The sequence below is a fragment of the Variovorax sp. 10L426 genome (genome assembly GCF_056395305.1).
In genome coordinates this window covers 38,200-61,977 of the sequence record NZ_JBFTJF010000010.1, presented here as the reverse complement: position 1 = coordinate 61,977, position 23,778 = coordinate 38,200, and the positions used below count along the sequence as shown (strand labels likewise).

The window sequence follows — 23,778 nt, the reverse complement described above, 5'->3', positions numbered from 1 at the left end:
GGCGAAGCCGGTTCCGCGGTGTTTCTGGAATGGATCGGCGGGTATTGGGGGGTGAGGGCCCTCTGGCAAGGGTGGTTAGTAGAATCGTCGCAGTTTTTTCTCGATCCATCCCTAGATTTCCTGCGAGGTATTCCCATGGCACTCGTCTCGATGCGCGAACTGCTCGACCACGCCGCCGCCAACGGTTACGGCATTCCGGCGTTCAACGTCAACAATCTCGAACAGGTGCAGGCCGTGATGGAGGCCGCGAAGGAAGTCGGTGCTCCGGTCATCCTGCAGGCGAGCGCCGGGGCGCGGAAGTACGCGGGTGAATCGTTCATCAAGCACCTGATCCAGGCCGCGATCGAAGCCTATCCGACCATTCCGCTGGTGATGCACCAGGATCACGGCCAGAGCCCCGATGTGTGCCGCGGCGCGATCGATCTCGGCTTCAGCTCGGTGATGATGGATGGCTCGCTCGAAGCCGACGGCAAGACCATCGCAAGCTACGACTACAACGTCGATGTCACGAAGAAGGTGGCCGACATGGCCCACAAGGTCGGCGTGACGGTCGAGGGCGAACTCGGCTGCCTGGGTTCGCTCGAAACCATGAAGGGCGACAAGGAAGACGGCCACGGCACCGACGCCACGATGACCCGCGAGCAGCTGCTGACCGACCCGGAACAGGCCGCCGACTTCGTCAAGAAGACGCAGATCGATGCGCTCGCCATTGCCATCGGCACCAGCCACGGCGCTTACAAGTTCACCCGCAAGCCCACCGGCGACATCCTCGCGATCGACCGCATCAAGGAAATCCACCGCCGCATTCCCAATACCCACCTGGTGATGCACGGCTCGTCGAGCGTGCCGCAAGACCTGCTGGCGATCATCCGCCAGTACGGCGGCAACATGAAGGAAACCTACGGCGTGCCGGTCGAGGAAATCCAGGAAGCCATCAAGCACGGCGTGCGCAAGATCAACATCGACACCGACATCCGCCTCGCGATGACCGGCGCGGTGCGCCAGTTCCTGGCAGAGAATCCCGAGAAGTTCGATGCGCGCGAATGGCTCAAGCCGGCGCGCGAGGCCGCCAAGCAGATCTGCAAGCAGCGTTACCTCGAATTCGGCTGCGAAGGCCAGGGCCTCAAGATCAAGGGCGACAACCTGCAGGTCGTCGCCGCAAAGTACGCCAAGGGCGACTTGGCGCAAGAAGTCATTTAGGCTCACCCCCAGGTCGCGCGCACTTCGTGTCGCGCTCCCACCCCCTCTCCGGGGGCAACCCCAGCGGCCCGGCAAAGCCGGTTCCGCGGGGTTTCCCGAACGGGCCTCGCTGCGCTGGCCGGTTTGTTTCGCGCGGCACGCGCCGCGCGCACAATCTCCGAAATTCTCCGCACCGCCCATCTTCCATTCGCCATGACCACCGTCCACACCTCCTCCATCAAGAGCCTTCCGCTGCTCGCACGCGGCAAGGTGCGCGACAACTATGCGGTCGGCAATGACCGCATCCTGATGGTCGCGAGCGATCGCCTCTCGGCTTTCGACGTGATCATGGGCGAGCCCATCCCGGGCAAGGGCGTGATCCTCACGCAGATGGCGCTCTGGTGGTTCGACCGGTTGGGCCACCTGTGCCCCAACCACCTGACCGGCGAAGCGCCCGAAAGCGTCGTCACGCCGGACGAGGTGCCGCAGGTCAAGGACCGTTCCATGCTGGTCAAGCGGCTCAAGCCGATTCCCGTCGAGGCGGTCGTGCGTGGCTACCTCGCGGGCAGCGGCTGGAAGGAATACCAGGAAAACCGGGCCGTCTGCGGCGTGCCGCTGCCCGAAGGGCTGACCAACGCGAGCAAGCTGCCGCGGCCCATCTTCACGCCGGCGGCCAAGGCGGCGGCTGGCGCGCACGACGAGAACATCAGCTACGACCAGGTGGTCGAAGTCGTCGGCCCCAAGCTCGCGCAGCAGATTCGGGAGACCAGCATCGCCATCTATGAGGCAGCCGCTGAGATTGCGCTGGCCAAGGGGATGATCATTGCCGACACCAAGTTCGAGTTTGGCCTCGACGATGCCGGCACGCTGGTGCTGATGGATGAAGTGCTCACGCCCGACAGTTCGAGGTACTGGCCGGTCGAGGGCTACGAGGCGGCGCTCGCCGCGGGCGCGAATCCGCCCAGCTACGACAAGCAGTTCGTGCGCGACTGGCTCGAGGCGGCCCGGATCAACGGCAAACCCTGGGACAAGACGCCGCCGGCACCGCGCCTGCCCGCCGAAGTCGTCGAAAAGACCGCGGCAAAGTACCGCGAGGCGCTGGAGAGGCTCACGGGCTGACGGACCGGGGCCTGGATGTGAATAAGTCACAAGGCTGGCGGCAATAGTCACGACCTGAAAACGACACTGTCTTCCAAACTTGGCGCATCCCCCGGATAGATGAGGAGTGCGAGATGGATACGGCAGTTGACTTTCAGATTCGATACGTACAGGACGAGGCGCCTGTCTCCGCACCACCGCCTGATGCGCTTCATCCCGCCATGATGGCTCGCGTGCTCGACGAGATCGACCACGGCCTGCTCTTGCTCGACCTGACGGGCCGCATCCTGCACGCGAACTTCCCTGCTCGCCGCGAACTGGCGGCGGCACGCGCGGTGCGCAGCGTCGACGGCATGCTGTGCGCCGGCCAGGCGGACTCGCAGTTGAAGATCCGTCATGCGCTCAAGGATGCCGAGCGCGACTGCCGCAGCATTGTCGAGCTCGACCATGCGGGGGAGTCGCTGTCGCTGGCCTTCATACCGCTTGCCGCGCTGCACGGCGGCGACACCGTCGACACGGTGCTCGTCATGTGCAGCCGTCGATCCGGCTGTGAAAGTCTCACGATGCAGATGTTCGCCCGGTCCAAGCACCTGACGCGGGCCGAGCAGAACGTGCTGGCGCGGCTGTGTGCCGGCCATGATGCCGAGGAAATCGCCTGCCTGGAGGGCATCCGGATGTCCACGGTGCGCACGCATATCAAGAACGTGCGGCAGAAGACCGGCAGCAACAGCATTCGCGAGGTGGTCTACCGGGTGTCGCGCATGCCGCAGATCGTCTCTGCACTGCGGCTGGTCGGCGAAGACTGATCGGGGCGCATCCGACAAACGCTCACGCTACGCATATCGAGGGGCGGGCCGTATAGTCCGCGCATGCCGCTCCACACAGCCGCATGGCGCCTCGATCGCGCAGCCGTCGCCCTGCCGCCGCACGTGCAGAAGCTCGCGGCGCTGGGCGTGCAGCGGCGCTTTCGGACGCGTTCCCTGCTGATCCAGGAGGGCGACGAAGGCAGCGTCATCTTCATCGTCCTGTCCGGGCGCCTGCGCGCTTTCGTTTCGGATTCGCGTGGGCGCGAAGTCACACTGGCGCTGCACGGACCCGGCGAGTACGTTGGCGAAATGTCGCTCGATGGCGGCCGGCGCTCCGCCAGCGTGGAGGCCGCGGAGCCGTCAGTTTGCGCCGTCGTCACACGCGAAACCTTGCTGCGCCACATCGCGAGCGATCCGGAATTCACGATGGCGTTGATCCTCCGGCTGATCCGCAGGGCACGGTTGGCCACCGAAAGCGCGCGCAGCATGGCGCTTCTGGACGTCTACAGCCGACTGAAGCGTCTGCTCGAGGATCGGGCCGCCGCGCAGCCTGACGGAACACGCCGGATCGCGGAGCGTCTGACGCACCAGGCGATCGCGAGCGAGATCGGCTGCTCCCGCGAAATGGTGAGCCGGCTGATGAAGGATCTCGAATCCGGCGGTTACCTCGCGCGGGTGCAGCTTCGGTTCGTGCTCGCGCGTGAGCTGCCTGCGCGCTGGTGAGGCGTACGCCGCAGCGGCCCCGCCGAGCGCCCGGGACCCTGTGGGTCAGGCCGAGAGGGGCTTAGCGCGTTTGCGTGCCCAGGATGGCCAGGGTCCGGCCGCTGGAATCCAGGAGCGACATTCGCGCGGGGCCCTGGAGGCGATAGCTGGCGGTGGACTGGAGCGCGGCAAAAAACTGGGCTTCACTGGCGCCGCGGGCGGGATCGGCGCAGGCCATCCGGGTCGAGGCAAGCTGGCTCATCTTGAGCGTGGTTCCGGTGCGCTCGAAGGTGCCCGACACCCGGTTGCAACCGCCGGAACCGCTCACACGTCCGTTGCGCCGGTCGAACTGGAGTTGGGGGTCGCGCTGGGGGTCGCCAGTCGATGACACAGGCTCGCCGCCGAGTTGTTCGAGGCGCCAGACAGGGCCTTCGATCGGTTCGTCCAGGCTGATGCCGCTGCCGCAACCGGCCAGCAGGCCGGTGGCAAGCAACGCGGTGGCCACAAAGTGAGCGCCATTCGGGCGGGCAGCGGGGCGAAAACGCATGGCCAGTCTTTCTTTCTGCGACATCTTGAAATACCGCGCCATCGTATGCGAGACGGCCCTCAGCTCAAGACCACGCTGCTGAGCCGGCGCCGGTAGCTCGCCACGGTCGGGTCGTCGGGTGGGATCTGCCCGTCGGCGACCTTGACTTTCGGGGGCTCGATGATGTCGAGGATGGCGATGTAGGCCTTGCGGGCAAGGTCTTCGTTCCAGCTCTTGTCGCGCATCAGGATGTCGAGCAACTCGTCCATGGCGTCGGTCCACCGCTGCGCCGCCATGAGGAGGCGTGCACGGTCGAAGCGGGCTTCAAAGTCGCGCTTGTTGGCTGCGATGCGCGCATCGAGCCCAGCCATTTCGGGTGCGGCGCCCGTGGCGGGCTGCGCGAAATCGATGGCGTCCATCCAGCGCTGGAGCGAGTCGAAGCGGCGCACCAGCGATGTCTTGGCGATCACCGGCGCGAAGGCGACCTTGGCGTCGTCCACGCGGCCTTCCTGCAGCAGCAGCTTGACGTAGTCGAAGCGCATGTCGTCGTTGGAAGGATCGGTGGCGACCGCATGCTGCAGCTTCTCGAGGGCGCCCTGGGTGTCGCCTTCGGCGAGCGCTGCCTGGGCGGATTCTTCCTGTTCCTGCGCCTCGACCTCGTCCGCGCCCGGCACGTGCTTGTCGAGGAACTCCCTGATCTGCTGCCCAGGGATGGCGCCGACGAAGCCGTCCACCGGCTGGCCGTCCTTGAACATCACGCAGAACGGAATGCTGCGCACGCCGAACATCTCGCTCAGCTGTTGCGAAATCTGCGGCACCTTGTCGGCGTCGAGCTTGGCCAGCGTGAATCGACCGGCGTATTCGACTTCGAGCTTTTCGAGCACCGGGCCGAGCTGTTTGCAGGGTCCGCACCATTCGGCCCAGATGTCGAGCAGCACCGGGGTGGTCATCGAGCCGTCGATCAGCTCGGTCTGGAAGTTTTCGAGGGTGATGTCGATCATCGCGGGAAGTTGAGGGTGAAACGTAAAATTCGAACCATGAAGCAAGCAATTCAGGTCGGCGTGGTGATGGGATCGAACTCCGACTGGGAGACGATGCGCAACGCCGTCGAGATTCTCCAGCAATTCGGTGTCTCCCACGAAGCACGGGTGGTCTCGGCCCACCGGATGCCCGACGAATTGTTCGCCTACGCCGAAAGCGCCGCGCCGCGGGGGCTGACCGCGATCATCGCGGGCGCGGGCGGTGCCGCCCACCTGCCCGGCATGCTGGCGGCCAAGACGACCGTCCCGGTGCTGGGCGTGCCTGTCGCCAGCCGACATCTCCAGGGCGTGGATTCGCTCTACAGCATCGTTCAGATGCCCAAGGGCGTGCCGGTCGCCACCTTCGCGATTGGCAACGCCGGCGCGGCGAACGCGGCCTTGTTCGCGGTCGCGATGCTGGCCGTGGGCGACCCGGCGCTGCGGGCGCAACTCGACGCCTTTCGCGAAAAGCAGACCCAGGCCGCGCAGGCCATGACCCTGCCGCCCGTCGAGGCGGAGTCCGTGTCGCCCTTCTCGCCCCAGGGCGGGGGCGCCTTGTGATCGCGATCCTTCCCGGTGCCACGCTGGGCGTGCTCGGGGGCGGCCAGCTGGGGCGAATGTTCGTCCATGCGGCCCAGCAGATGGGCTATTTCACGGCGGTGCTCGATCCCGATCCCGACAGCCCGGCCGGGCGCGTGTGCCACCACCACATCCATACCGATTACACCGATGTCGACGGCCTGGCGAGGCTCGCGGGTCTGGCCGATGCCGTCACCACCGAATTCGAGAACGTGCCGGCCCCGTCGCTCGAACACCTTGCCGTCGCGCGGCCGGTCTCTCCCGGCGCGGACGCCGTGGCCATCGCGCAGGACCGCATCCGGGAGAAGGGCCACTTCGTGCGCTGCGGGGTTGAATGCGCGCCCTATGCGGTCATCGAGACCGCCGACCACCTGGCTGCCGTGCAGCCGGATCTTCTCCCCGGCATCCTGAAGACCGCGCGACTCGGCTATGACGGCAAGGGCCAGCGCCGGGTGGCGACGCAGGCCGAGCTGGCCGCAGCCTGGGAGGATGCCGGCGGCGTGCCCTGCGTGCTCGAAAAACTCCTGCCGCTGGATTTCGAGTGCTCGGTGATCGTCGCCCGCGCAGAGGATGGGCAAATGGTGCACTTCCCGGCGCAGCGCAACCTGCACCGCGACGGCGTCCTGGCCGTGACCGAGGTCCATGCGAACAACATGCCCGAATCGACGGCCCGGCGCGCGGTGGCTGCCGCCCGGTCGATCGCGGAGGGCCTGTCCTATGTCGGCGTTCTGTGCGTGGAGTTCTTCGTGCTGGCCGATGGCGCGCTGGTCGTCAACGAGATGGCGCCACGGCCGCACAACAGCGGCCACTGGACCATGGACGCCTCCGACGTTTCGCAATTCGAGCTGCAGGTGCGCACGCTCGCGAGCCTGCCGCTGAATCCGCCGCGACAGCACAGCGCCGTGATCATGCTCAACCTGCTGGGCGATCTCTGGTTCGTCGATGGCGACACGCAGGTCGAGCCGCGCTGGGCCGACGTGCTCGCGCTGCCCGGCACGCATCTGCACCTCTACGGCAAGACCGAGGCGCGCCCGGGTCGCAAGATGGGGCACTTGAACATCACCGGCGACACCATCGAAGCGGTGCGCAGCACGGCCGATTTCGCCGCCGCGCTGCTCGGCCTGCCGATCCCGCTTTCCGAGTAGCGCGCGATGATCCGTGACGGCAAGACGCCCGAAGCCATCGAAGAAGCCGCTCGCGTATTGCATGCCGGCGGCCTGGTCGCATTCCCGACCGAAACCGTCTACGGCCTGGGTGCCGACGCCGCCAGCGACGCCGCCGTGGCCGGCATTTTTTCGGCGAAGGGCCGGCCTGCAGACCATCCGTTGATCGTGCACGTCGCGGCCGGCGCAAAGGGAACCGAGGCCCTGTCCTTGTTCGCGCAACCGCTCCCGGGCTTTGCCCAGAAGTTGGTGCACGCTTTCTGGCCCGGCCCGCTGACCCTGATCGTCGCGCGACGGCCCGGGATGGCCGCCGCGGCTGCCGGCGGGCAGGACACCATCGGCCTGCGCTGTCCCTCGCATCCTGTGGCCCAGACGCTGCTTGCGGCGTGCGCCGAGCGCGGCGTCCACGGCGTCGCCGGGCCGAGCGCCAACCGCTTCGGCCGCGTGAGCCCGACCACCGCGCGACACGTGCAGGAGGAGTTCGGCGATGACCTTCTCGTGATCGACGGCGGACCGTGCGAAGTCGGCATCGAATCGACCATCGTCGACTGCAGCCGCGGTGTGCCGGTGCTTCTGCGTCCGGGCGCGATCACGCGTGCGCAGGTCGAAGCGGCCTGCGGCGAGGTGCTGCGCGACAAGGAAGATCTCGCAGCCCCCGATCCGCGCGCCTCCGGCACCCTCGAAGCCCACTACGCGCCGAGCGCCAAGGTGCGCCTGATGGACGCCAAGGCCCTGCAAGCGGGCCTCGACGTGCTCGGTGCCAATGCGGCGCACATCGCCGTGTGGTCGCGCACCACGCTCAAGAGCCGCTCGCAGCGCATCGTCCAGCGGCGCATGCCGGACGACGCGGCCGCGACGGCCCAGCAACTTTTCGCTGTGCTGCGCGCCTTCGACGCCGATGGCGTCAAATTGATCTGGATCGAAACCCCGCCTGACACACCCGAGTGGGAAGGCGTGCGCGACCGCCTTCAGCGCGCCGCGGCGGCTTGACCGTTGCTCGCCCCCAGGTTGGCTCACTGCGTGTAGCCGCCCACCCCCTACCGGGGGCAACACCAGCGGGCCGGCGAAGCCGGTTCCGCGGTGCTTCACGAAGGGGCCTGGCTTCGCCGGCCGAGCGGACTCCGCTATCCACCTGCTGCCAGGACGCCCTGGAAGAACCCTCGCGCCGACGCCATGCAGAAGGGCGCCACAAGGGTGCCGTGATAGGCCTGGAACACGGCCGACGCCTGATCTGCCGGCGTGCCAGGCGTGCTGGCTGCCAAGCTCGCCTTGGCCTGCGCAAAGCCGGCGCGGGCGGCCGAGAAAGCGTCGGTGGTGCTCGTGTCTTCGAGATCCACCACAGTCAAAAGACTTGCGGGCATGCCGCTGGCGCGGAAGTAGCCTGCAGTTGCGCGCGTGCTCACGAAGTTCACGGTCGGATCATTGGCGCCGCCGCACATCAGCATCGGCCGCAGCGGCAGCCAGTTGCGCAGGTCGTTCGCCACGGCTGCCTTGCGGAAGCCCAGCAATGGATTGCAGTTGAGCGGCGAGGTGGTGTTGAGCGAGGTGGCCGTCGCCGGCAATGCGTTGCCGGGGCACGGCGTGGCCAAGAGGTCATTGGCCGCTTGCGTCAGGTAGCTTTGCCGGATCAGGTTGTTGGGCCCGTAGAAGATCGACAGCGCAGGATCGACCGGTCCCGGCACGGCGTTGGCCGGATACAGCGCGAGCGGCGGCAGCTTGCCTGTCGCGAACAGGGTGTTGATCGGCGTCAGGCTGGGCAGCAGCGTGTCGATGCCGTTGGCATATTGGGCTTCATAGATGTCGCCGGTCGATGTGTAGACATTTCCGAACTGTTTCTGCCAGCTTGTGGAAAGCAGCGGGGTGAACAGCGTCGCGCCGAGCGCCGGCCAGCCGCTGAAGCTGTAGTCGGTCAGCAGGCTGATGGCCGAGGGCGCCGATAGCGGGGCCGATGCAGTCACCGTCTTGCCGGTCGCCTGCATTTCGCGGTGCGCAGCCATCGCGACGTAGCCACCCTGCGAGTAGCCCGTGATGAACAGCGATCCGCTGTCGCTCGCGCCGATCAACGTGAAGGTCTTGCGGGCTGCGGTCAGCGCGTCGACCATGTCCTTGCCCTGTTGATCGCCATTGAGGTAGGGGTGGTAAGTGAGCGTGGACTTGTCGTAGCCGGCATAGTTGGGGGCCACCACGATGAAGCCCTGCGCCGCGAACATCGCAGCGACGGACAACCCTTCAGCGGCAGCGGGCTGCGTGGCATCGGTCCACTGGGCCAGGTTGTAGTTCTTCGCGGGCGTGGTGCCGTGCGCATACAGCACGACCGGACGCGCGCCGGTGCAGGCGGGGTCGCTTCCGTTCGGCACCATGATGGCGGCGGTCGCGTTGGTGGCTTCGCCCTGGCCGCCGATCGTGCGGTATTCGAGGTAGCGAAGCACGATGCCGCACTTGGGCGCACCTGTCACTTGCATCAATTGCTTGCCCAGGGCATTGGCGTTCAGCAGCGAGGTGAAGTCGGTGACCGAGAGCTGGGCCGTCTGCTGGGGCGGCACCGTCACCACGGAGCCTCGGCCCGAATCGACCACGGAGGGCACATTCAGGGCAAACCCGCCGCCACCGCCGCCCCCGCAGCCGGAAAGCATCAGGACGGCGCCAGCGAGGGCGATGGCTGTGAGGCGGATCATGCGGTTGTCTCCTGCGGGGTTTGGATATCGCGGTTGCGCGATTCTGGTCAGGGGCCGTGATGCGCGCAAGCGGAGCTTCCTGCAGGGACGAAGTCAGCCGCCAGTCAGTCGCATCAGTCCTGCGAGGCCCAGTCGACCAGCGCATCGAAGGCAGGCCGCGCTGCCGCCGCATTGGCGTGATTGGCGATCGCGATCACCACGTAGCGCCGTCCGCTCGCGCCGTGCACGAAGCCGGCCACGCCCGCCGCATCGCGCAGCGTGCCGGTCTTGAGATGGGCCGCGCCACCCGATCGCAGCGCGCGCTTGCGCAGCGTGCCGTCGACGCCCGAAACCGGCAACGACGACACCAGTTCGGGCATCACCGGCGAACGCCACGCCACCTGGAGCATCTTCGCGAGTTCGGCTGCCGTGATGCGCTCGTCGCGCGAGAGTCCGGAGCCGTTGTCCAGCAGGGGCTGGCCCTCGCCCGTGCCGATGCGGTTGTTCCACCACTGTTGCACCGCGGCGCGCGAAGCTTCGAGATTGCCACGCTTCATTTGCTGCAGGCCCAGCGTGAGGAAGAGCTGCTGCGCCATCACGTTGTTGCTGTACTTGTTGATGTCGCGGATCACCTCTGCCAGCGGCGGCGAGGCGACCTCGAAGGCAGGCTTGAGTTCGGCAGGCACGCGGCCCTCGCGCACCACGCCCTTGATGTGGCCGCCCATCTCCACCCACAGGCCACCGACCGCGCGTGCCGCAAAGCTGCGCGGATCGGCATAGGCCACGGGCCACACCTTCTCGCCGCAGGCGGCCGGGTAGCTGCCGGTGAAGCCGATGCGCGACGGATCGGCGAAGTCGGCGGCCAGTGTGGCGCGCCAATCGCCACATTCGGCGGCAGAGAGCGGCACCGTGGCCTGCATGGCCACGCCGGCCAGCGGCGGTTCGAAGTTCACTTGCGCCGTCTGCGTCGTGCGGTTGGGCACGAAGGTCATCACGACCGACTTGAAGTTGATCAGCAGCGCATCGGGCGCCGCGTTGTAGGGGCGCCGCCCTTCGCCGTCGAAGGCTGACGGATCGGTGTCGGTCACCTCGAATGCACTGCGGTCGAGCACGATGTCGCCGCTGATGGTCTGGATGCCCAGCCCCTGGACGCGACGCAGCAGCAGCCACAACCGTTCGAGCACCAGCTTGGGATCGCCCTGGCCCTTGATGTAGAGATTGCCTTCGAGCACCCCGTTGCGCACCGGACCATCGACGTAGACCGGCGTAGTCCACGTGAAAGCCGGCCCCAGCAGGTCGAGCGCCGCGTAAGTGGTGACCAGCTTCATGATCGATGCCGGATTGACTTGCGCCTGGGTGCGCCATGCCAGCCGCGGCCGCCCGACGCCCTCCGCGTCGACCACCAGCATCGTGACCGCGTCGCGCGGCACCTTGGCGCGGGCCAGCGCGGCATCGACTTCGTTGGGAAGCGCCTGGGCGGCTGCGTGGAGCGGGGCCAGCGTCAGGGCAATAGCGATCGGGAGAAGGCGGCAGACGCGGCCCAGGGCGAGAAGCGGTGAGAACATCGGCGGATTATCCCGGCCCCAATACCAGAAACACCGCGGAACCGGCTTGGCCGGGCCGCTGGTGTTGCCCCCGGCAGGGGGTGGACGGCTACACGAAGTGAGCCAACCTGGGGGCGAGCAACATGAAGTGGGGTGAACGGATAATCCCCCGATGCCCCCCCGATTTTCTGCCCGCACCATCGGCCTCGGCGCGGCCGTCGTCACCGTCCTGGTCTGGACGGCCTTCATCGTCATCGCGCGCGCCTCCGCGGGGCGGTCGCTGACGCCCTTCGACATCGCGTTCGCGCGCATCTGCGGCGCCAGCCTGGTACTGATCCCCTGGGGCGCCTGGCTGGTGATGCGCTCGCGGCAGCGCGATCCGCCGGCAGAGAGCTCGCTCTTCGGCCTCTCGCCGCTCCGGCTGCGGCTGACCGTCCTCGCCGGCATCCTCGGCGGACTGGGCTATGCCCTGCTGGCCTACCTGGGCTTCTTCTTCGCGCCCGCCACCCATGCTTCCGTGCTGATGCCGGGCAGCCTGCCGCTGTGGACCGCGCTGCTCGCGGCCATCGTGCTGCGGGACCGGATCACGCCGGGCCGGGCGATCGGTCTGGCGCTGATCGTCCTGGGCGACCTCTTCGTCGGCGGAGCCAGCCTGCTTCATGCCCTGGAAGGCGGCTCGATCTGGAAGGGCGACCTGCTCTTCATGGCCGCCGCCATGTGCTGGGCCAGCTACAGCGTGCTGGTGCGCAAGCACGCGCTCGAGGCCGTGAGGGCGACCATTGCAATCACGGTGTTCGCCTTCATGACCTATGTGCCGGCCTATGCGCTGCTGGCGGCCTCCGGTGCGGTCACGAGCCGACTCGACAGCGCCCCGATCGGCGAAATCCTGTTCCAGATGCTGTTCCAGGGGGTCGGCTCGGTCGTGATTTCCGGCATCACCTTCACGCGGATGATCCAGTACTTCGGTCCGGTGCGTTCCACGATGATCACGGCGCTGGTGCCCGGCCTGTCGGCGCTCGGCGCGGTGATCTTCCTGGGCGAGCCGCTCTATTGGAACTTGATCGCGGGGCTGCTGCTCGTGACTGCGGGCATCCTGTTCGGCGTGCAGCGCAGTCGGGCGGCGAATCCGACGCCTCAGGGCCCGGTGTCCGTGAGAGGATGCGCCGATGCATAAATTGCTCGCTTTCGACACCAGCACCGAGGCGCTCTCGATCGCTGTGCGTCATGGCGATGTGCTGCTCGAACACAGCGGCATCGGCGGCGCGCAGTCCTCGTCGACCTTGATTCCGCTGATCCAGCAATTGCTTGCCGACGCCGGCCTCTCGTTGCGCGAACTCGACGCCATTGCGTTCGGGCGTGGGCCCGGTTCCTTCACCGGCCTGCGCACCGCCTGCTCGGTCGCGCAGGGCCTGGGCTTCGGCGCCGGTGTGCGGCTGCTGCCCATCGATACGCTGCACGCCGTCGCCGAAGAGGCGCGCCATCGTTTCGGCGCCACGCGCGTGATCGTGGCACTCGATGCGCGGATGGACCAGGTCTACACGGCCAGCTACGACCTCGGCGTCGAGGTCGTTGCCAGCGAGGCCGAACTGCTGGCGCCCGAGACCGTTGCCGTGCCGACCGGCTGGGCGCTGGCCGGCAATGCTTTCGCCGCCTATGGCGACCGTCTGCCGCATGCCGCGTCCCGCCACGAGGTGCTGCCGACGGCTGCCGCCATGCTGCGCTTGGCGCCCGCGCTGCTCGCGGCAGGCCGCACCGTCGCACCGGCCGAAGCATGGCCTCTCTACGTTCGCGATAAAGTGGCGCAGACTACGGAAGAGCGCGCCGCCATCAAGGCGGCGGCCACCATCCCGCCATGAGTGCAGTCCTTCTTCAACCGCTTGAAGCCCGCCTCGAGCCGATGACGATCGAGCGCGTTCCTGCCGTCTGCGCGATCGAGCAGGCGGCTTACACGCACCCGTGGACGGTCGCCAATTTCACCGATTCGCTGGCCGCCGGTTACCACTGCCAGTGCCTCGTGGGCCCGGCGCCCGACGAAGGACCCACACCGACGCCGCGTGGCGTGCGTGCGCTGTGGAGCCGCGCCGCTTTCCGAACGGTCGACGAGACCATCATTGGTTATTTCGTTGCCATGAAAGGCGTCGACGAGGTCCATCTGCTCAACATCACAGTCACCCCCGCGTTTCAACGCCAGGGATGGGCGCCATTGATGCTGGAGGCGCTCGCCGGCTGGTCGCGCGGGCTGGACGCCCAATGGCTCTGGCTCGAAGTGCGCGCGAGCAATGTGCGCGCGCTCACCATCTATGAACGCCACGGCTTTCGCCGCGTCGGCATCCGCAAGGGCTACTACCCGGCGCACGTCAACGCCCGCGAGGATGCCGTGGTGATGAGCCTGCGGCTCAATGAATCCAACAGCGCCTGGGGAGGGCTGACATGACGCCACGCCAACGCGCGATGCTGGACGAGATGGGAATCAAGCTCTTCTGGTGGCCGAAAACGGAAGCCGGCGAGGCCCAGGCCGTGCCAGAGGTCCATCCGCCGGTCGTGGCCGACGCCGGCGAGCCGACCCGTTCCCGGCTCGACGTCGCGGCGATACCCGTCCAGCGGGCACCGGTGATCCCGCCGGTCGCTCCCGCTGTGGCGACCCGCGCGCCGGTTGCGGCAACGCACGGCGCAGCAGCAGTTCTGTCGGACGCGCCGCGGCGCCTCTACGCCAGCGAGGCCGCGCCGCAGGGCGGCTGGCTGGTCATTGCCGACACGCCCCCCGAACTCGACGGCCGCCACGGCGATCCCTTCTCGGGCGATGCGGGCCGGCTGCTCGACAACATGTTGCGTGCGCTGCAACTGCACGACGGCGGAACCCCGGTCCACCTGATGCGCACGCATCGCGGCGTGGCCTCGGGACAGCCCGAGAGTCCGCGGCCGCTCGGCGAGGCGCTGGCTGACTGCGTCCCGGTCCTGGCGCCGCGGCTCGTCCTCGCCCTGGGGCCGCTGGCGGCGCAGAGCCTGATGCAGAGTGGCGATCCGCTCGGCAAGCTTCGTGGCCGCGTGGTCCCCGTGGCGCTCCTGCCGGGCCTCGAGGCAGTGCCGATCGTCGCGTCCTACCATCCGGTGTATCTGTTGCGCAATCCGGTCGACAAGGCCCGCGCATGGGCTGACCTGTGCCTTGCCGCCGAGGAAGTCGCGCGCCGAAGCTGAAACCCCGCGGCGGCCTAAAATTCCGCCCCATGACCTTCCTGGACAAGCTGCGCGCCGCCGAGCGCCAAAACGGCTCGCTGCTGTGCGTCGGCCTCGACCCCGAACCGATGAAATTCCCCGCCCATCTCCAGGGCGACGCCAGCAAGATCTATGACTTCTGCGCGCGCATCGTCGATGCCACCGCCGATCTCGTCATCGCCTTCAAGCCCCAGATCGCCTATTTCGCCGCACATCGCGCCGAAGGGCAGCTGGAGCAGCTCATGGAGCACATGCGCCGCAATGCGCCGCACGTGCCAACGATCCTCGACGCCAAGCGCGGGGACATCGGTTCCACCGCCGAGCAGTACGCCCGGGAGGCTTTCGAACGCTACGGGGCCGACGCCGTCACGCTCTCGCCCTTCATGGGCTTCGATTCGGTCGAGCCCTATCTGCGCCACCAGGGCAAGGGCGCCTTCCTGCTTTGCCGCACCAGCAATCCGGGCGGTGCCGACCTGCAGGGGCAGCGTCTTGCTGGCTTGCCGGGCGAGCCCTTTCTGTACGAACACGTCGCACGGCTGGCCCAGGGTCCATGGAACCTGAACGGGCAACTGGGGCTGGTGGTCGGCGCCACCTATCCGGCGGAGATCGAGCGCGTCCGGGCGCTCGCGCCGACGGTGCCGCTTCTGATTCCCGGTGTCGGCGCCCAGGGCGGCGACGCGGTCGCGACCGTGCGTGCAGGCTGGCGTGCCGATGCGCCGATCGTGGTCAATTCGTCGCGAGCCATCTGCTATGCGTCGTCCGGCGACGACTTCGCCGAAGCCGCGCGGCGGGAAGCGATCCGCACCCGTGACGGGCTCGAAGCAGCCAAGGCCTGACCGACCCGAAGGGCAACCCGATGGCAGCGATCAACATCCGTTGTCTCGAAGGCATCGATCTCGACGCGGTGCCGGTCAAGCACTTCGACGGGCGATCGATGTGAGCGCCGACGCGTTCCCGATGGAAGGCGGCTGCACCTGCCGCGCGGTGCGCTACCGGATGGCGACGCGGCCTTTGTTCGTGAACTGCTGCCATTGCCGCTGGTGCCAGCGCGAGTCGGGCGCTTCGTTTGCGCTCAACGCGATGATTGAAAGCGATCGCGTGCAATTGCTGGAAGGCGAGGTCGAGATGGTCGACACCCCTTCGCTGAGCGGCAAGGGCCAGAAGATCGCGCGCTGCCCGCGCTGCCGGGTCGCGCTCTGGAGCCACTACGCGGGCGCGGGCGAGGCGGTGAAGTTCCTGCGCGTCGGCACGCTCGACACGCCCGACGCGCTGCCGCCCGACATCCACATCTTCACGACCACGAAGCAGCCCTGGGTGGTGCTGCCGCCGGGCGTGCCGGTGATGGAGGAGTACTACAGCCGCTCGCAGTACTGGCCGGCGGAAAGCCTGGAGCGTCTCAAGGCCTTGAAGCGGTAGCGCCCAGCCGTTGCGACACCTGATCCGCGCACGCCTTGAGGGCGAGAGCGATCTCGCCATCCCATTGCGTGTCGAAGATGGCCGACGGGCCGATGGCCGTGATTGCCAGCGAGATCGCGCCCGTGTGATCGAAGGCCGGCGCCGACATCGCGCTCACGCCGGGCAGGATCTCTCCTTCCGAACGGCTGAGGCCGTGGCTGCGTACCTCGCGCAGTTGCGCCTCGAAGTCCTGCCAGCTCGGTAGCGGATGCGCGGGCGGCATGCCGCGTCGAGGGGTTGGGGCGGCAGCCGCGCCCCTGCGTTCACGCTGGCGTTCGTTTTCGAGCAATTGCTTGACGACCGCTGAATCCAGATAGGCGCCGAAAAGCCGCCCCGATGCCGTGTTGGTGAGCGAGAACACCGTGCCATGCCGCATGTTCACGTGCAGCGGCGCAGGCGATTCCGCGATCCGCACGATGGTGGCGCCCCGGTCGCCCCACACCGCGATCGCCACTGTCTGCCCGATCTGCTGCGCGAGTTCGGCGGTCAGCGGCGTGGCGACGTGAACCGGGTTCGCCTGCTGCAGGCTGATCAACCCCAGTTGCAACGCGAGCGGACCGAGCAGATAGTGACCGCTGGTGCGGTCCTGCTCGATCAGCCCCAGGCGGCCGAAACTGACCATGTAGGGGTGCGCCTTGGCGGGGGACATCTCGGCCTCGCGCGCCAGGTCCTTCAGAGCCATGGGGCGGCCGTGATGGACCAGCGCGCGAAGCAGTTGCCCGCCCACTTCGATGCTCTGGATGCCCCGTTGGCCGCGATCGTTGTCTGTGCTCATCGCCAATCCCCCGATATTTGTTCATGCAGAAGGCATTAGACATTAACTGATTTTCGATCTAGACTGCGCACATTCGTTAACAGCGAATCGATTTACGTTAGACAAATTTTTACAAGGAGACCCCCGATGACCGAGGTCAAGAAGTTCGCCAGCCAGGCCGATCTGGAAGAAAAGAAGATCACCTTCAGCCAGATCTCCGAGCACGCCTGGGCCTACACGGCCGAGGGCGACCCCAACACCGGCATCATCGTTGGCGACGACTGCGTGCTGGTGGCCGACACCCAGGCCACGCCTGCGATGGCAGCCGACGTCGTCCGCCGTATCCGCGAAGTGACCGACAAGCCCATCAAGTACGTCGTGCTCACGCACTACCACGCGGTGCGCGTGCTGGGCGCTGCCGCCTACAAGCCCGAGCACATCATTGCCAGCCAGGACACGCGCGACCTCATCGTCGAGCGCGGCGAGCAGGACAAGGCGAGCGAGATCGGCCGCTTCCCGCGCCTGTTCCAGAACGTCGAGACCGTGCCGCCCGGAATGACCTGGCCGACCATGACCTTCGCGGGCAAGATGACCCTGTGGCTCGGCAAGCTCGAAGTGCAGTTGATCCAGCTCGGTCGTGGCCACACCAAGGGCGACACGGTCGTTTGGCTTCCCGAGGAACGCACGCTGCTCAGCGGCGATCTGGTCGAGTTCGACGCCACGCCGTACGCGGGCGACGCCTACTTCAAGGACTGGCCGCAGACGCTGGACAACATCGCCGCGCTCGAGCCGAAGGCGCTCGTGCCCGGCCGCGGCGCAGCGCTCACGACGCCCGATGAAGTCGCCAAGGGCCTCGCGGGCACGCGCAGCTTCATCGCCGACGTCTACGCCAACGTTCAGAAAGGCGTCGCGCAGGGCAAGGACCTGAACGCCGTCTACAAGGACACCTACGCAGCGATGAAACCCAAGTACGGCCACTGGGTGATCTTCGACCACTGCATGCCCTTCGACGTCACGCGCTGCTACGACGAGGCGACCCAGTACGCCGACCCGCGCATCTGGACGGCAGAGCGCGACATCGAGATGTGGAAGGCCCTGGAAGGCTGAAGCCATGCAAGGCGTCGACTATCAGTCGCTGCGTTTCGACTACAAGCGCCACGCGGACCAGGACGCCGCGCCGCCGGCGCGCCATCCCGTCGTGGTGGTCGGCGCCGGCCCGGTGGGGCTTGCGCTCGCGATCGATCTCGCGCAACGGCAGGTCCCGGTGGTCCTGCTCGACAACGACAACACGCTGTCCACCGGATCGCGCGCAATCTGCTTCGCGAAGCGCACGCTGGAGGTCTTCGATCGCCTGGGCTGCGCCGACCGCATGGTGGCCAAGGGTGTGTCGTGGCAAGTCGGCAGGGTGTTCTTCAAGGACGAGCAGGTCTATCAATTCGACCTGCAGCCCGAAGCGGGACACGAGCGTCCGGCCTTCATCAATCTGCAGCAGTACTACGTCGAAGGCTATCTGTCGGAGCGCGCCGCCGAACTGCCGCTGATCGACGTTCGCTGGAGCAACAAGGTCGTCGGCATCGCGCAGCACGCAGACCACGCGCTGCTCACGATCGAGACGCCTGACGGCAACTACGAACTTGCCGCCGACTACGTGGCGGCCTGCGACGGTTCGCGCTCAAGCCTGCGGCAACTGCTCGGGCAGGAAGCCAAGGGCCGTGTCTTCCGGGATCGCTTCCTGATCGCCGACGTGAACATGGACGCGGATCTCCCGACCGAGCGCCGCTTCTGGTTCGACCCGCCCTTCCATCCTGGGCAGAGCGTGTTGCTGCACAAGCAGGCCGACAACGTGTGGCGAGTCGACTTCCAACTCGGCTGGGACGCCGATCCGGTGGAGGAGCGCAAGCACGAGAACATCATCCCGCGCGTGCGTGCCCTGCTCGACAGCATCGGCCACGAACGTGTGCAGTTCAGTATCGGCTGGGCCAGCGTCTACACCTTTGCCTGCCAGCGCATGGAGCGCTTCCGCCACGGCCGTGTGCTGTTTGCGGGGGATTCGGCGCATGGCGTCTCGCCATTCGGCGCGCGCGGGGCGAACTCCGGTGTGCAGGACGCCGACAACCTTGCCTGGAAGCTGGCTGCCGTGGTTCGGCACGAAGCCCCCGATGTGCTGCTCGACAGCTATGCGAGCGAGCGCGAGTACGCGGCCGACGAGAACATCCGCAACTCGACGCGCGCTACCGACTTCATCACGCCGAAGAGCGAGGTCAGCCGTCTGTTCCGCGACGCAGTGCTCGAACTCTCCAAGCGCCACGCCTTCGCGCGGGCGCTGGTCAACAGTGGCCGCCTGTCGGTGCCGAGCACCCTGAGCGGGTCGCCGTTGAACACGGCCGACGTCGATGCGTTCGGCGGACCGATGGTGCCCGGCGCACCCGCTGCCGATGCGCCCATCGTCCGCGCCGACGGCAGCACCGGCTGGTTGCTGCGCGAACTGTGTCCCGCGCCCTCCACGGGCGCCGCATGTTTCACAGCCGTCGTGTTCGGCGACGGCGAGCCAGCCGAGCGCAGCCGGCAGGCGCTCGCAACGGCCGACGTGCCGCTGCACGTCGTGCAGGTCGCCGCGACGGACGAAGGCGAGGTCGCGGCCCGGCGCTATGACGCGCGGCCCGGGACCGTCTACCTGCTGCGTCCCGATCAGCATGTGTGCGCACGTTGGCGCCATCCCACATCCCACGACGTGCGTTCCGCGCGCGATCGTGCGCTGGCAAAGGCAAAGGCATAGAAGGCCATGGAACTCATCACCACGCCGAACCTCGATGCGCCCGACGACTTTTACGAGGCGCTGATCGAAGCCCACCAGGGCTTGTCGACCGAAGAGAGTCACGCCTTCAACGCGCGCCTCGTGCTCGTGCTGGCCAACCACATCGGCTCGACGGCCGTGCTGCGACAGGCCTTCGATGCAGCCTCGTGCACCACCGAACATCCAGGAAGAGAAAGGACATCATGACAACCGCATCCGCCGCCGAACGCCGCTACCAGAGCGGCTTCGGCAACGAATACGTGACGGAAGCCGTCGCAGGCGCGCTGCCGCAAGGCCGCAACAGCCCGCAGCGTGCGCCCTTCGACCTTTATCCAGAATTGATTTCCGGCACGGCCTTCACCGCACCGCGCCACGAGAACCGCCGCACGTGGATGTACCGGCGACAGCCCTCGGTGGTCTCCGGCCGCTACAAGCCCTACGCGCAGGCGCAATGGAAGACCGGTGCCGACCGCGAGATCCCGCTGCCGCCCGAGCCGCTGCGCTGGGCGCCGATCCCGTTGGACAACGCCGACGTCGATTTCATCGATGGCGTGCGCACGCTGGCCGCCAACGGCGATGCCGAAGCGCAGACCGGCTTGGCCGCGCATGTCTATGTCGCGAGCCGCTCGATGGAGCGCCGCGCCTTCGTCAATGCCGACGGCGAGATGCTCTTCGTGCCGCAGCAGGGTCGCCTCGAGATCACCACCGAAATGGGCGTGCTGGACGTCAAGCCCGGTGAGATCGCGCTGGTGCCGCGCGGCGTGGTCTTCAAGGTCGCCTTACCGGATGGCTTGTCGCGCGGCTACCTCTGCGAAAACTACGGCGCGCAGTTCCGCCTGCCGGAGCTGGGCCCGATCGGTTCCAACGGGCTGGCCAACTCGCGCGACTTTCAAGCCCCTGTGGCCGCGTTCGAGGATGCGACCGTCGCCTACGAACTCGTCAAGAAGTCCGGCGGCCGCTTCTGGTCGGCGCCCACGAAGCAGTCGCCCTTCAACGTCGTCGCGTGGCACGGCAACCTGTCGCCAGTGAAGTACGACACGGCGCATTTCATGACCATCGGCTCGATCAGCTTCGACCATCCGGACCCGTCGATCTTCACCGTGCTCACCTCGCCGAGCGACACCCCCGGCACCGCCAACTGCGACTTCGTGATCTTCCCGCCGCGCTGGCTCGTCATGGAAGACACCTTCCGTCCGCCCTGGTACCACCGCAACCTCATGAGCGAGTTCATGGGGCTGGTCTACGGCGAGTACGACGCCAAGCCCGGCGGCTTCAAGCCGGGCGGTGCGAGCCTGCACAACTGCATGGTGCCGCACGGCCCCGACGAGGAAGCCTTCGAGAAGGCGAGCCACAGCGACCTCAAGCCGCAGAAGCTCGACAACACGCTGGCCTTCATGTTCGAGAGCCGCTATCGCTTCATTCCCACCGAGTTCGCGATGAAAAGCCCCGCGCTCGACCAGAACTACGCCGACTGCTGGGCCGGCCTTCAAGACAAGTACAAGCCATGAACACATTGAACGCCACACACGATCCGAAGCTGCGCAGCTGGGTGCCTTCGGCCAATGAAGCCGGTTGTGACTTCCCGATCCAGAACCTGCCCTTCGGTCGCTTCCGGCCCGCCGGCAGCAGCGAAGGCTTCCGCATCGGCGTCGCGATCGGCGACCAGGTGCTCGACCTGAAGGCGGCGGGACTCGTCGACACCGATGACATGAATGTGCTGCTGGCGCAAGGCGCCACCGAGCGTCGAGCCCTGCGCAACGCCATCTCCGAAGGCCTGCGCGAAGGCAGCCCGAAGCAGTCGGCATGGAACAAGGCCCTCTCGGCGCAATCGGCCGTCGAGATGACCGTGCCTTGCCGCATCGGCGATTACACCGACTTCTACACCGGCATCCACCATGCCACCACCGTCGGCAAGCTGTTCCGTCCCGACCAGCCGCTGATGCCCAACTACAAGTGGGTGCCGATCGGCTACCACGGCCGGGCTTCGTCCATCGGCGTGAGCGGCCAGCGATTCAAGCGTCCCCAAGGTCAGACCAAGGCGCCGGATGCCGAGATGCCGAGCTTCGGCCCGTCGAAGCGGCTCGACTACGAACTGGAGCTCGGCTTTGTCGTCGGCCGCGGCAATGCACTCGGCGAGCCCATCGCCATCGCCGACGCCGAGCAGCATCTGTTCGGCGTGACGCTGCTCAACGACTGGTCGGCGCGCGACCTGCAAGCGTGGGAATATCAGCCGCTCGGCCCCTTCCTCGCGAAGAACTTTGCGACCACGCTGTCGCCATGGATCGTCACGATGGAGGCGCTCGCGCCCTTCCGCGCGAAGTTCGAGCGCGCGGCTGGCGAACCGCAGCCGCTGCCCTACCTCGATGCACCTGCCAACCGCGAAAGCGGTGCGCTCGACATCACGCTCGAGGTGTGGCTGCAGACCGCCAAGATGCGCGAAGCCGGCGAGCCGGCCGTGCGCCTCACGCGCGGCAACACCACCGAGGCCGCGTATTGGACGGCCGCGCAGCTTGTCACGCACCACACGGTGAATGGCTGCAACCTGCAGCCGGGCGACCTGCTCGGCTCCGGCACGCTGTCGGGCCCGAAGCCCGACGAGGCGGGCTCGCTGCTCGAACTCACGCTGGGTGGCAAGCAACCGATCACGCTGCCCAACGGCGAGCGGCGCACTTTCCTGGAAGACGGCGACACGCTCAGCCTGCGCGGCTATTGCGAGCGTGCAGGGGCTGTGCGCATCGGGTTGGGCGAAGTCAGCGGCACGGTGATGGCGGCGGGCTGATCGCGCCACGACGAAGCGTTTACGTGCCGGCGGCCGCCCGCGACGCCTCCAGGTGCGACCGCGCGCGCTCTGCCAGCGCCATCTCCCCCGGCGTGCCCGGCGTGAAGGCGTCGACCGGCAGCGGGCGGCCGTGCGAATCGACGGAGACGAAGACGATCAGGCACTCGGTCGTCTTCTGCATCTCGCCGCCCTTCATGTCGCCGCTGCGCACTTCGACGGAGATGTTCATGCTGCTGTTGCCTGTGTAGGCCAGTCGCGCCTCCACCTCCACCAGGTCGCCGATCATGATCGGGCGGTGGAAGCGGATGCTGCCGAGGAACACCGTCACGCAATAGCGCTTGGACCAGCTCGTCGCGCAGGCGTAGCCGGCTTCGTCGATCCACTTCATGACGGTGCCGCCGTGGACCTTTCCGCCGAAGTTCACGGTGCTGGGTTCGGCCAGAAATCGCAGGGTGATGGACGACATGGAATGCCTGGGCGAGGAGTTGATCGAAAAGGCGCCCTCGCCAATTATGCGAGCGCCGCGCCGGTCTTGGGGCCAAAGAGTTGCGCCACGGTGCGCCGCAGCCATGCGTTGCCGGCATCCGCGTGGAAGCGCTCGTGCCAGTGCTGCTTGACGGCATAGGCGGGCAGGGCGAAAGGCGGGTCCATCATCTTCACCGGCTCTTGGGTGACGAGCACTTCGCCGAGGATGCGGGGCACGATCACGAGCAGTTCGGTATGCGCCACGATGCGCGCCACGCTCAGGAAGCTCGAAAGCCGCACCACGACGTTGCGCGTGAGGCCGAGCCGCGCGATCGTCTTGTCGATGATCGCGTGGCCGGTGCCCGATGACGAGATCACCGCATGGGCCTCGGCCTCGAAGCGCTTGAGCGTGAGGCGCGCGCCGATGCGCGGGTGGTTCTGCGCCACCAGGCAGACGAAGTTCTGCGCGAAGAGCGTCTGCTGGTAGAAGCCGGCGTCCAGTTGCGGCATGAAGCCCACCGCCAGGTCGACTTCGCCGTCTTCCAGCCGGCGCCCACTGTCGTTCGAGATGATCTCGGTCTCGATGTGCACGCCCGGCGCAGCTCGTCGCAGGTGGTCCAGCAACCCTGGCAGCAGCACCACCTCGCTGATGTCGGTCATGCAGATTCGGAAGTTGCGCCGCGCCTCGCCGGGATCGAAGCCGCTGCGGCTGCCGCGCGCTTGCTCCAGCTGGGAGAGCACCTCGCGCACGTGAATGCACAAGCGCTGTGCATAAGGCGTGGGCTGCATGCCCTGCGCGGTGCGCGCGAACAGCCGGTCGTCGAAATGCGTGCGCAGCTTGTTCAGCATGGTGCTGGCCGCCGCCTGCGCGATGCCGAGGCGGTCGGCGGCCTTGGAGACGCTGCCGGTCTTGTAGACCTCGTCGAACACGGCCAGCCATTCGAGATCGAGTTTGGACATGGGTCTTCCCTGGAAATATCGGAAACAGGACCATTATCGAAAAACGAAATTGCGAGTATCGATATGTCGGTCTTGAACAAATAGTAGT

25 protein-coding genes and 1 pseudogene are annotated in these 23,778 nt (G+C 67.1%); 19 read left to right on the top strand and 7 right to left on the bottom strand.

The annotated features are described in order from the left end of the window. The first annotated feature begins 135 nt into the window (after positions 1-135). The 4 genes from fba (at position 136) to AC1DHL_RS15945 (ending at position 3,806) form a co-directional block, all read left to right on the top strand. The gene (fba, locus tag AC1DHL_RS15960) at positions 136-1,200 is read left to right on the top strand and encodes a class II fructose-bisphosphate aldolase (protein WP_478162579.1); all 1,065 of its coding nucleotides are present in this window, start codon (positions 136-138) and stop codon (positions 1,198-1,200) included. Between the two features lie 192 nt (positions 1,201-1,392). Continuing rightward, positions 1,393-2,298, top strand: coding sequence for a phosphoribosylaminoimidazolesuccinocarboxamide synthase (locus AC1DHL_RS15955; RefSeq protein ID WP_478162578.1), 906 nt, complete (start codon positions 1,393-1,395; stop codon positions 2,296-2,298). A gap of 113 nt (positions 2,299-2,411) precedes the next feature. Continuing rightward, positions 2,412-3,083, top strand: coding sequence for a helix-turn-helix transcriptional regulator (locus AC1DHL_RS15950; RefSeq protein WP_478099915.1), 672 nt, complete (start codon positions 2,412-2,414; stop codon positions 3,081-3,083). A gap of 63 nt (positions 3,084-3,146) precedes the next feature. After that, positions 3,147-3,806 (top strand): Crp/Fnr family transcriptional regulator, encoded by a 660-nt coding sequence (locus AC1DHL_RS15945; protein WP_478099917.1) that lies wholly within the window; start codon positions 3,147-3,149, stop codon positions 3,804-3,806. Positions 3,807-3,867: 61 nt separating this feature from the next. Here the strand turns inward: AC1DHL_RS15945 and AC1DHL_RS15940 are convergent, their stop codons facing one another. Together AC1DHL_RS15940 and AC1DHL_RS15935 are read right to left on the bottom strand one after the other, a co-directional pair. After that, the gene (locus tag AC1DHL_RS15940; RefSeq protein WP_478162577.1) at positions 3,868-4,332 is read right to left on the bottom strand and encodes an META domain-containing protein; all 465 of its coding nucleotides are present in this window, start codon (positions 4,330-4,332) and stop codon (positions 3,868-3,870) included. A 59-nt stretch (positions 4,333-4,391) separates the two neighbouring features. Next, complete coding sequence (locus AC1DHL_RS15935) at positions 4,392-5,312, bottom strand: tetratricopeptide repeat protein (protein WP_478162576.1); 921 nt, start codon at positions 5,310-5,312, stop codon at positions 4,392-4,394. A 36-nt stretch (positions 5,313-5,348) separates the two neighbouring features. Between AC1DHL_RS15935 and purE the strand changes: the two genes are divergently transcribed. Genes purE through AC1DHL_RS15920 form a run of 3 tightly spaced genes read left to right on the top strand, consistent with a single transcriptional unit; the run spans position 5,349 to position 8,062 of the window. Beyond that, positions 5,349-5,891 (top strand): 5-(carboxyamino)imidazole ribonucleotide mutase, encoded by a 543-nt coding sequence (gene purE / locus AC1DHL_RS15930; RefSeq protein ID WP_478099923.1) that lies wholly within the window; start codon positions 5,349-5,351, stop codon positions 5,889-5,891. Then, positions 5,888-7,054 (top strand): 5-(carboxyamino)imidazole ribonucleotide synthase, encoded by a 1,167-nt coding sequence (locus tag AC1DHL_RS15925; protein WP_478099925.1) that lies wholly within the window; start codon positions 5,888-5,890, stop codon positions 7,052-7,054. Before purE ends, AC1DHL_RS15925 begins: the two co-directional genes overlap by 4 nt. Before the next feature lie 6 nt (positions 7,055-7,060). Next, positions 7,061-8,062 (top strand): L-threonylcarbamoyladenylate synthase, encoded by a 1,002-nt coding sequence (locus AC1DHL_RS15920; protein WP_478162575.1) that lies wholly within the window; start codon positions 7,061-7,063, stop codon positions 8,060-8,062. 134 nt (positions 8,063-8,196) lie between these two features. Here AC1DHL_RS15920 and AC1DHL_RS15915 read toward each other — a convergent pair whose 3' ends face one another. Further along, a complete protein-coding gene (locus AC1DHL_RS15915; RefSeq protein WP_478162574.1) occupies positions 8,197-9,747 on the bottom strand; it encodes an alpha/beta hydrolase family protein in 1,551 nt (516 codons plus the stop codon). A 113-nt stretch (positions 9,748-9,860) separates the two neighbouring features. Next, the gene (gene dacB, locus AC1DHL_RS15910) at positions 9,861-11,291 is read right to left on the bottom strand and encodes a D-alanyl-D-alanine carboxypeptidase/D-alanyl-D-alanine endopeptidase (RefSeq protein WP_478162573.1); all 1,431 of its coding nucleotides are present in this window, start codon (positions 11,289-11,291) and stop codon (positions 9,861-9,863) included. A 151-nt stretch (positions 11,292-11,442) separates the two neighbouring features. On the opposite strand from dacB, the gene AC1DHL_RS15905 reads away from it, so the two are divergent. The 7 genes and pseudogenes from AC1DHL_RS15905 to AC1DHL_RS15875 all read left to right on the top strand — a co-directional run bounded on the left by AC1DHL_RS15905 (position 11,443) and on the right by AC1DHL_RS15875 (position 15,899). Continuing rightward, the gene (locus tag AC1DHL_RS15905) at positions 11,443-12,444 is read left to right on the top strand and encodes a DMT family transporter (protein ID WP_478162572.1); all 1,002 of its coding nucleotides are present in this window, start codon (positions 11,443-11,445) and stop codon (positions 12,442-12,444) included. Continuing rightward, positions 12,437-13,126 (top strand): tRNA (adenosine(37)-N6)-threonylcarbamoyltransferase complex dimerization subunit type 1 TsaB, encoded by a 690-nt coding sequence (gene tsaB, locus AC1DHL_RS15900; protein WP_478099934.1) that lies wholly within the window; start codon positions 12,437-12,439, stop codon positions 13,124-13,126. Before AC1DHL_RS15905 ends, tsaB begins: the two co-directional genes overlap by 8 nt. After that, positions 13,123-13,704 carry a ribosomal protein S18-alanine N-acetyltransferase gene (rimI, locus tag AC1DHL_RS15895; protein ID WP_478099936.1) on the top strand — a complete coding sequence of 194 codons (582 nt, stop codon included), beginning with the start codon at positions 13,123-13,125 and terminating at the stop codon, positions 13,702-13,704. The genes tsaB and rimI overlap by 4 nt, the downstream gene beginning before the upstream one ends. Continuing rightward, positions 13,701-14,465, top strand: coding sequence for a uracil-DNA glycosylase family protein (locus AC1DHL_RS15890; protein ID WP_478099938.1), 765 nt, complete (start codon positions 13,701-13,703; stop codon positions 14,463-14,465). The genes rimI and AC1DHL_RS15890 overlap by 4 nt, the downstream gene beginning before the upstream one ends. Positions 14,466-14,494: 29 nt before the next feature. After that, positions 14,495-15,319 carry an orotidine-5'-phosphate decarboxylase gene (gene pyrF, locus AC1DHL_RS15885; protein WP_478099940.1) on the top strand — a complete coding sequence of 275 codons (825 nt, stop codon included), beginning with the start codon at positions 14,495-14,497 and terminating at the stop codon, positions 15,317-15,319. Next, positions 15,319-15,423: pseudogene (locus tag AC1DHL_RS15880) on the top strand (GFA family protein); the annotation flags it as partial. The gene pyrF and the pseudogene AC1DHL_RS15880, both read left to right, overlap by 1 nt. A gap of 17 nt (positions 15,424-15,440) precedes the next feature. Continuing rightward, positions 15,441-15,899: a GFA family protein gene (locus AC1DHL_RS15875; protein WP_478162691.1), complete on the top strand. Its 459-nt coding sequence runs from the start codon at positions 15,441-15,443 to the stop codon at positions 15,897-15,899. Here the strand turns inward: AC1DHL_RS15875 and AC1DHL_RS15870 are convergent. Continuing rightward, on the bottom strand, positions 15,880-16,713 hold the full coding sequence (locus AC1DHL_RS15870) for an IclR family transcriptional regulator (protein ID WP_478162571.1): 834 nt from the start codon (positions 16,711-16,713) through the stop codon (positions 15,880-15,882). The genes AC1DHL_RS15875 and AC1DHL_RS15870 overlap by 20 nt on opposite strands. A 126-nt stretch (positions 16,714-16,839) precedes the next feature. Between AC1DHL_RS15870 and AC1DHL_RS15865 the strand changes: the two genes are divergently transcribed. The 5 genes from AC1DHL_RS15865 to fahA are packed head-to-tail and all read left to right on the top strand — an operon-like array spanning position 16,840 to position 22,265. After that, positions 16,840-17,799: an MBL fold metallo-hydrolase gene (locus tag AC1DHL_RS15865; RefSeq protein WP_478162570.1), complete on the top strand. Its 960-nt coding sequence runs from the start codon at positions 16,840-16,842 to the stop codon at positions 17,797-17,799. Positions 17,800-17,803: 4 nt separating this feature from the next. Beyond that, positions 17,804-19,468 (top strand): FAD-dependent oxidoreductase, encoded by a 1,665-nt coding sequence (locus tag AC1DHL_RS15860; RefSeq protein ID WP_478162569.1) that lies wholly within the window; start codon positions 17,804-17,806, stop codon positions 19,466-19,468. A 6-nt stretch (positions 19,469-19,474) separates the two neighbouring features. Further along, on the top strand, positions 19,475-19,693 hold the full coding sequence (locus AC1DHL_RS15855) for a DUF2783 domain-containing protein (RefSeq protein WP_478099948.1): 219 nt from the start codon (positions 19,475-19,477) through the stop codon (positions 19,691-19,693). Then, the gene (gene hmgA, locus AC1DHL_RS15850; protein ID WP_478162568.1) at positions 19,690-20,994 is read left to right on the top strand and encodes a homogentisate 1,2-dioxygenase; all 1,305 of its coding nucleotides are present in this window, start codon (positions 19,690-19,692) and stop codon (positions 20,992-20,994) included. The genes AC1DHL_RS15855 and hmgA overlap by 4 nt, the downstream gene beginning before the upstream one ends. Further along, complete coding sequence (fahA, locus tag AC1DHL_RS15845) at positions 20,991-22,265, top strand: fumarylacetoacetase (RefSeq protein ID WP_478162567.1); 1,275 nt, start codon at positions 20,991-20,993, stop codon at positions 22,263-22,265. Before hmgA ends, fahA begins: the two co-directional genes overlap by 4 nt. Positions 22,266-22,284: 19 nt before the next feature. Here the strand turns inward: fahA and AC1DHL_RS15840 are convergent, their stop codons facing one another. Both AC1DHL_RS15840 and AC1DHL_RS15835 read right to left on the bottom strand, forming a co-directional pair. Further along, the gene (locus AC1DHL_RS15840) at positions 22,285-22,731 is read right to left on the bottom strand and encodes an acyl-CoA thioesterase (RefSeq protein ID WP_478099955.1); all 447 of its coding nucleotides are present in this window, start codon (positions 22,729-22,731) and stop codon (positions 22,285-22,287) included. A 44-nt stretch (positions 22,732-22,775) separates the two neighbouring features. After that, the gene (locus tag AC1DHL_RS15835) at positions 22,776-23,690 is read right to left on the bottom strand and encodes a LysR family transcriptional regulator (RefSeq protein ID WP_478162566.1); all 915 of its coding nucleotides are present in this window, start codon (positions 23,688-23,690) and stop codon (positions 22,776-22,778) included. Between the last annotated feature and the right edge of the window lie 88 nt (positions 23,691-23,778).

Bases quoted from the DNA above. Each gene is read 5' to 3' on its own strand.
- fba (WP_478162579.1), top strand. From the start codon at position 136: ATGGCACTCGTCTCGATGCGCGAACTGCTCGACCACGCCGCCGCCAAC.
- AC1DHL_RS15955 (WP_478162578.1), top strand. From the start codon at position 1,393: ATGACCACCGTCCACACCTCCTCCATCAAGAGCCTTCCGCTGCTCGCA.
- AC1DHL_RS15950 (WP_478099915.1), top strand. From the start codon at position 2,412: ATGGATACGGCAGTTGACTTTCAGATTCGATACGTACAGGACGAGGCG.
- AC1DHL_RS15945 (WP_478099917.1), top strand. From the start codon at position 3,147: ATGCCGCTCCACACAGCCGCATGGCGCCTCGATCGCGCAGCCGTCGCC.
- AC1DHL_RS15940 (WP_478162577.1), bottom strand. From the start codon at position 4,332: ATGCGTTTTCGCCCCGCTGCCCGCCCGAATGGCGCTCACTTTGTGGCC.
- AC1DHL_RS15935 (WP_478162576.1), bottom strand. From the start codon at position 5,312: ATGATCGACATCACCCTCGAAAACTTCCAGACCGAGCTGATCGACGGC.
- purE (WP_478099923.1), top strand. From the start codon at position 5,349: ATGAAGCAAGCAATTCAGGTCGGCGTGGTGATGGGATCGAACTCCGAC.
- AC1DHL_RS15920 (WP_478162575.1), top strand. From the start codon at position 7,061: ATGATCCGTGACGGCAAGACGCCCGAAGCCATCGAAGAAGCCGCTCGC.
- AC1DHL_RS15915 (WP_478162574.1), bottom strand. From the start codon at position 9,747: ATGATCCGCCTCACAGCCATCGCCCTCGCTGGCGCCGTCCTGATGCTT.
- dacB (WP_478162573.1), bottom strand. From the start codon at position 11,291: ATGTTCTCACCGCTTCTCGCCCTGGGCCGCGTCTGCCGCCTTCTCCCG.
- AC1DHL_RS15905 (WP_478162572.1), top strand. From the start codon at position 11,443: ATGCCCCCCCGATTTTCTGCCCGCACCATCGGCCTCGGCGCGGCCGTC.
- tsaB (WP_478099934.1), top strand. From the start codon at position 12,437: ATGCATAAATTGCTCGCTTTCGACACCAGCACCGAGGCGCTCTCGATC.
- rimI (WP_478099936.1), top strand. From the start codon at position 13,123: ATGAGTGCAGTCCTTCTTCAACCGCTTGAAGCCCGCCTCGAGCCGATG.
- AC1DHL_RS15890 (WP_478099938.1), top strand. From the start codon at position 13,701: ATGACGCCACGCCAACGCGCGATGCTGGACGAGATGGGAATCAAGCTC.
- pyrF (WP_478099940.1), top strand. From the start codon at position 14,495: ATGACCTTCCTGGACAAGCTGCGCGCCGCCGAGCGCCAAAACGGCTCG.
- AC1DHL_RS15875 (WP_478162691.1), top strand. From the start codon at position 15,441: ATGGAAGGCGGCTGCACCTGCCGCGCGGTGCGCTACCGGATGGCGACG.
- AC1DHL_RS15870 (WP_478162571.1), bottom strand. From the start codon at position 16,713: ATGAGCACAGACAACGATCGCGGCCAACGGGGCATCCAGAGCATCGAA.
- AC1DHL_RS15865 (WP_478162570.1), top strand. From the start codon at position 16,840: ATGACCGAGGTCAAGAAGTTCGCCAGCCAGGCCGATCTGGAAGAAAAG.
- AC1DHL_RS15860 (WP_478162569.1), top strand. From the start codon at position 17,804: ATGCAAGGCGTCGACTATCAGTCGCTGCGTTTCGACTACAAGCGCCAC.
- AC1DHL_RS15855 (WP_478099948.1), top strand. From the start codon at position 19,475: ATGGAACTCATCACCACGCCGAACCTCGATGCGCCCGACGACTTTTAC.
- hmgA (WP_478162568.1), top strand. From the start codon at position 19,690: ATGACAACCGCATCCGCCGCCGAACGCCGCTACCAGAGCGGCTTCGGC.
- fahA (WP_478162567.1), top strand. From the start codon at position 20,991: ATGAACACATTGAACGCCACACACGATCCGAAGCTGCGCAGCTGGGTG.
- AC1DHL_RS15840 (WP_478099955.1), bottom strand. From the start codon at position 22,731: ATGTCGTCCATCACCCTGCGATTTCTGGCCGAACCCAGCACCGTGAAC.
- AC1DHL_RS15835 (WP_478162566.1), bottom strand. From the start codon at position 23,690: ATGTCCAAACTCGATCTCGAATGGCTGGCCGTGTTCGACGAGGTCTAC.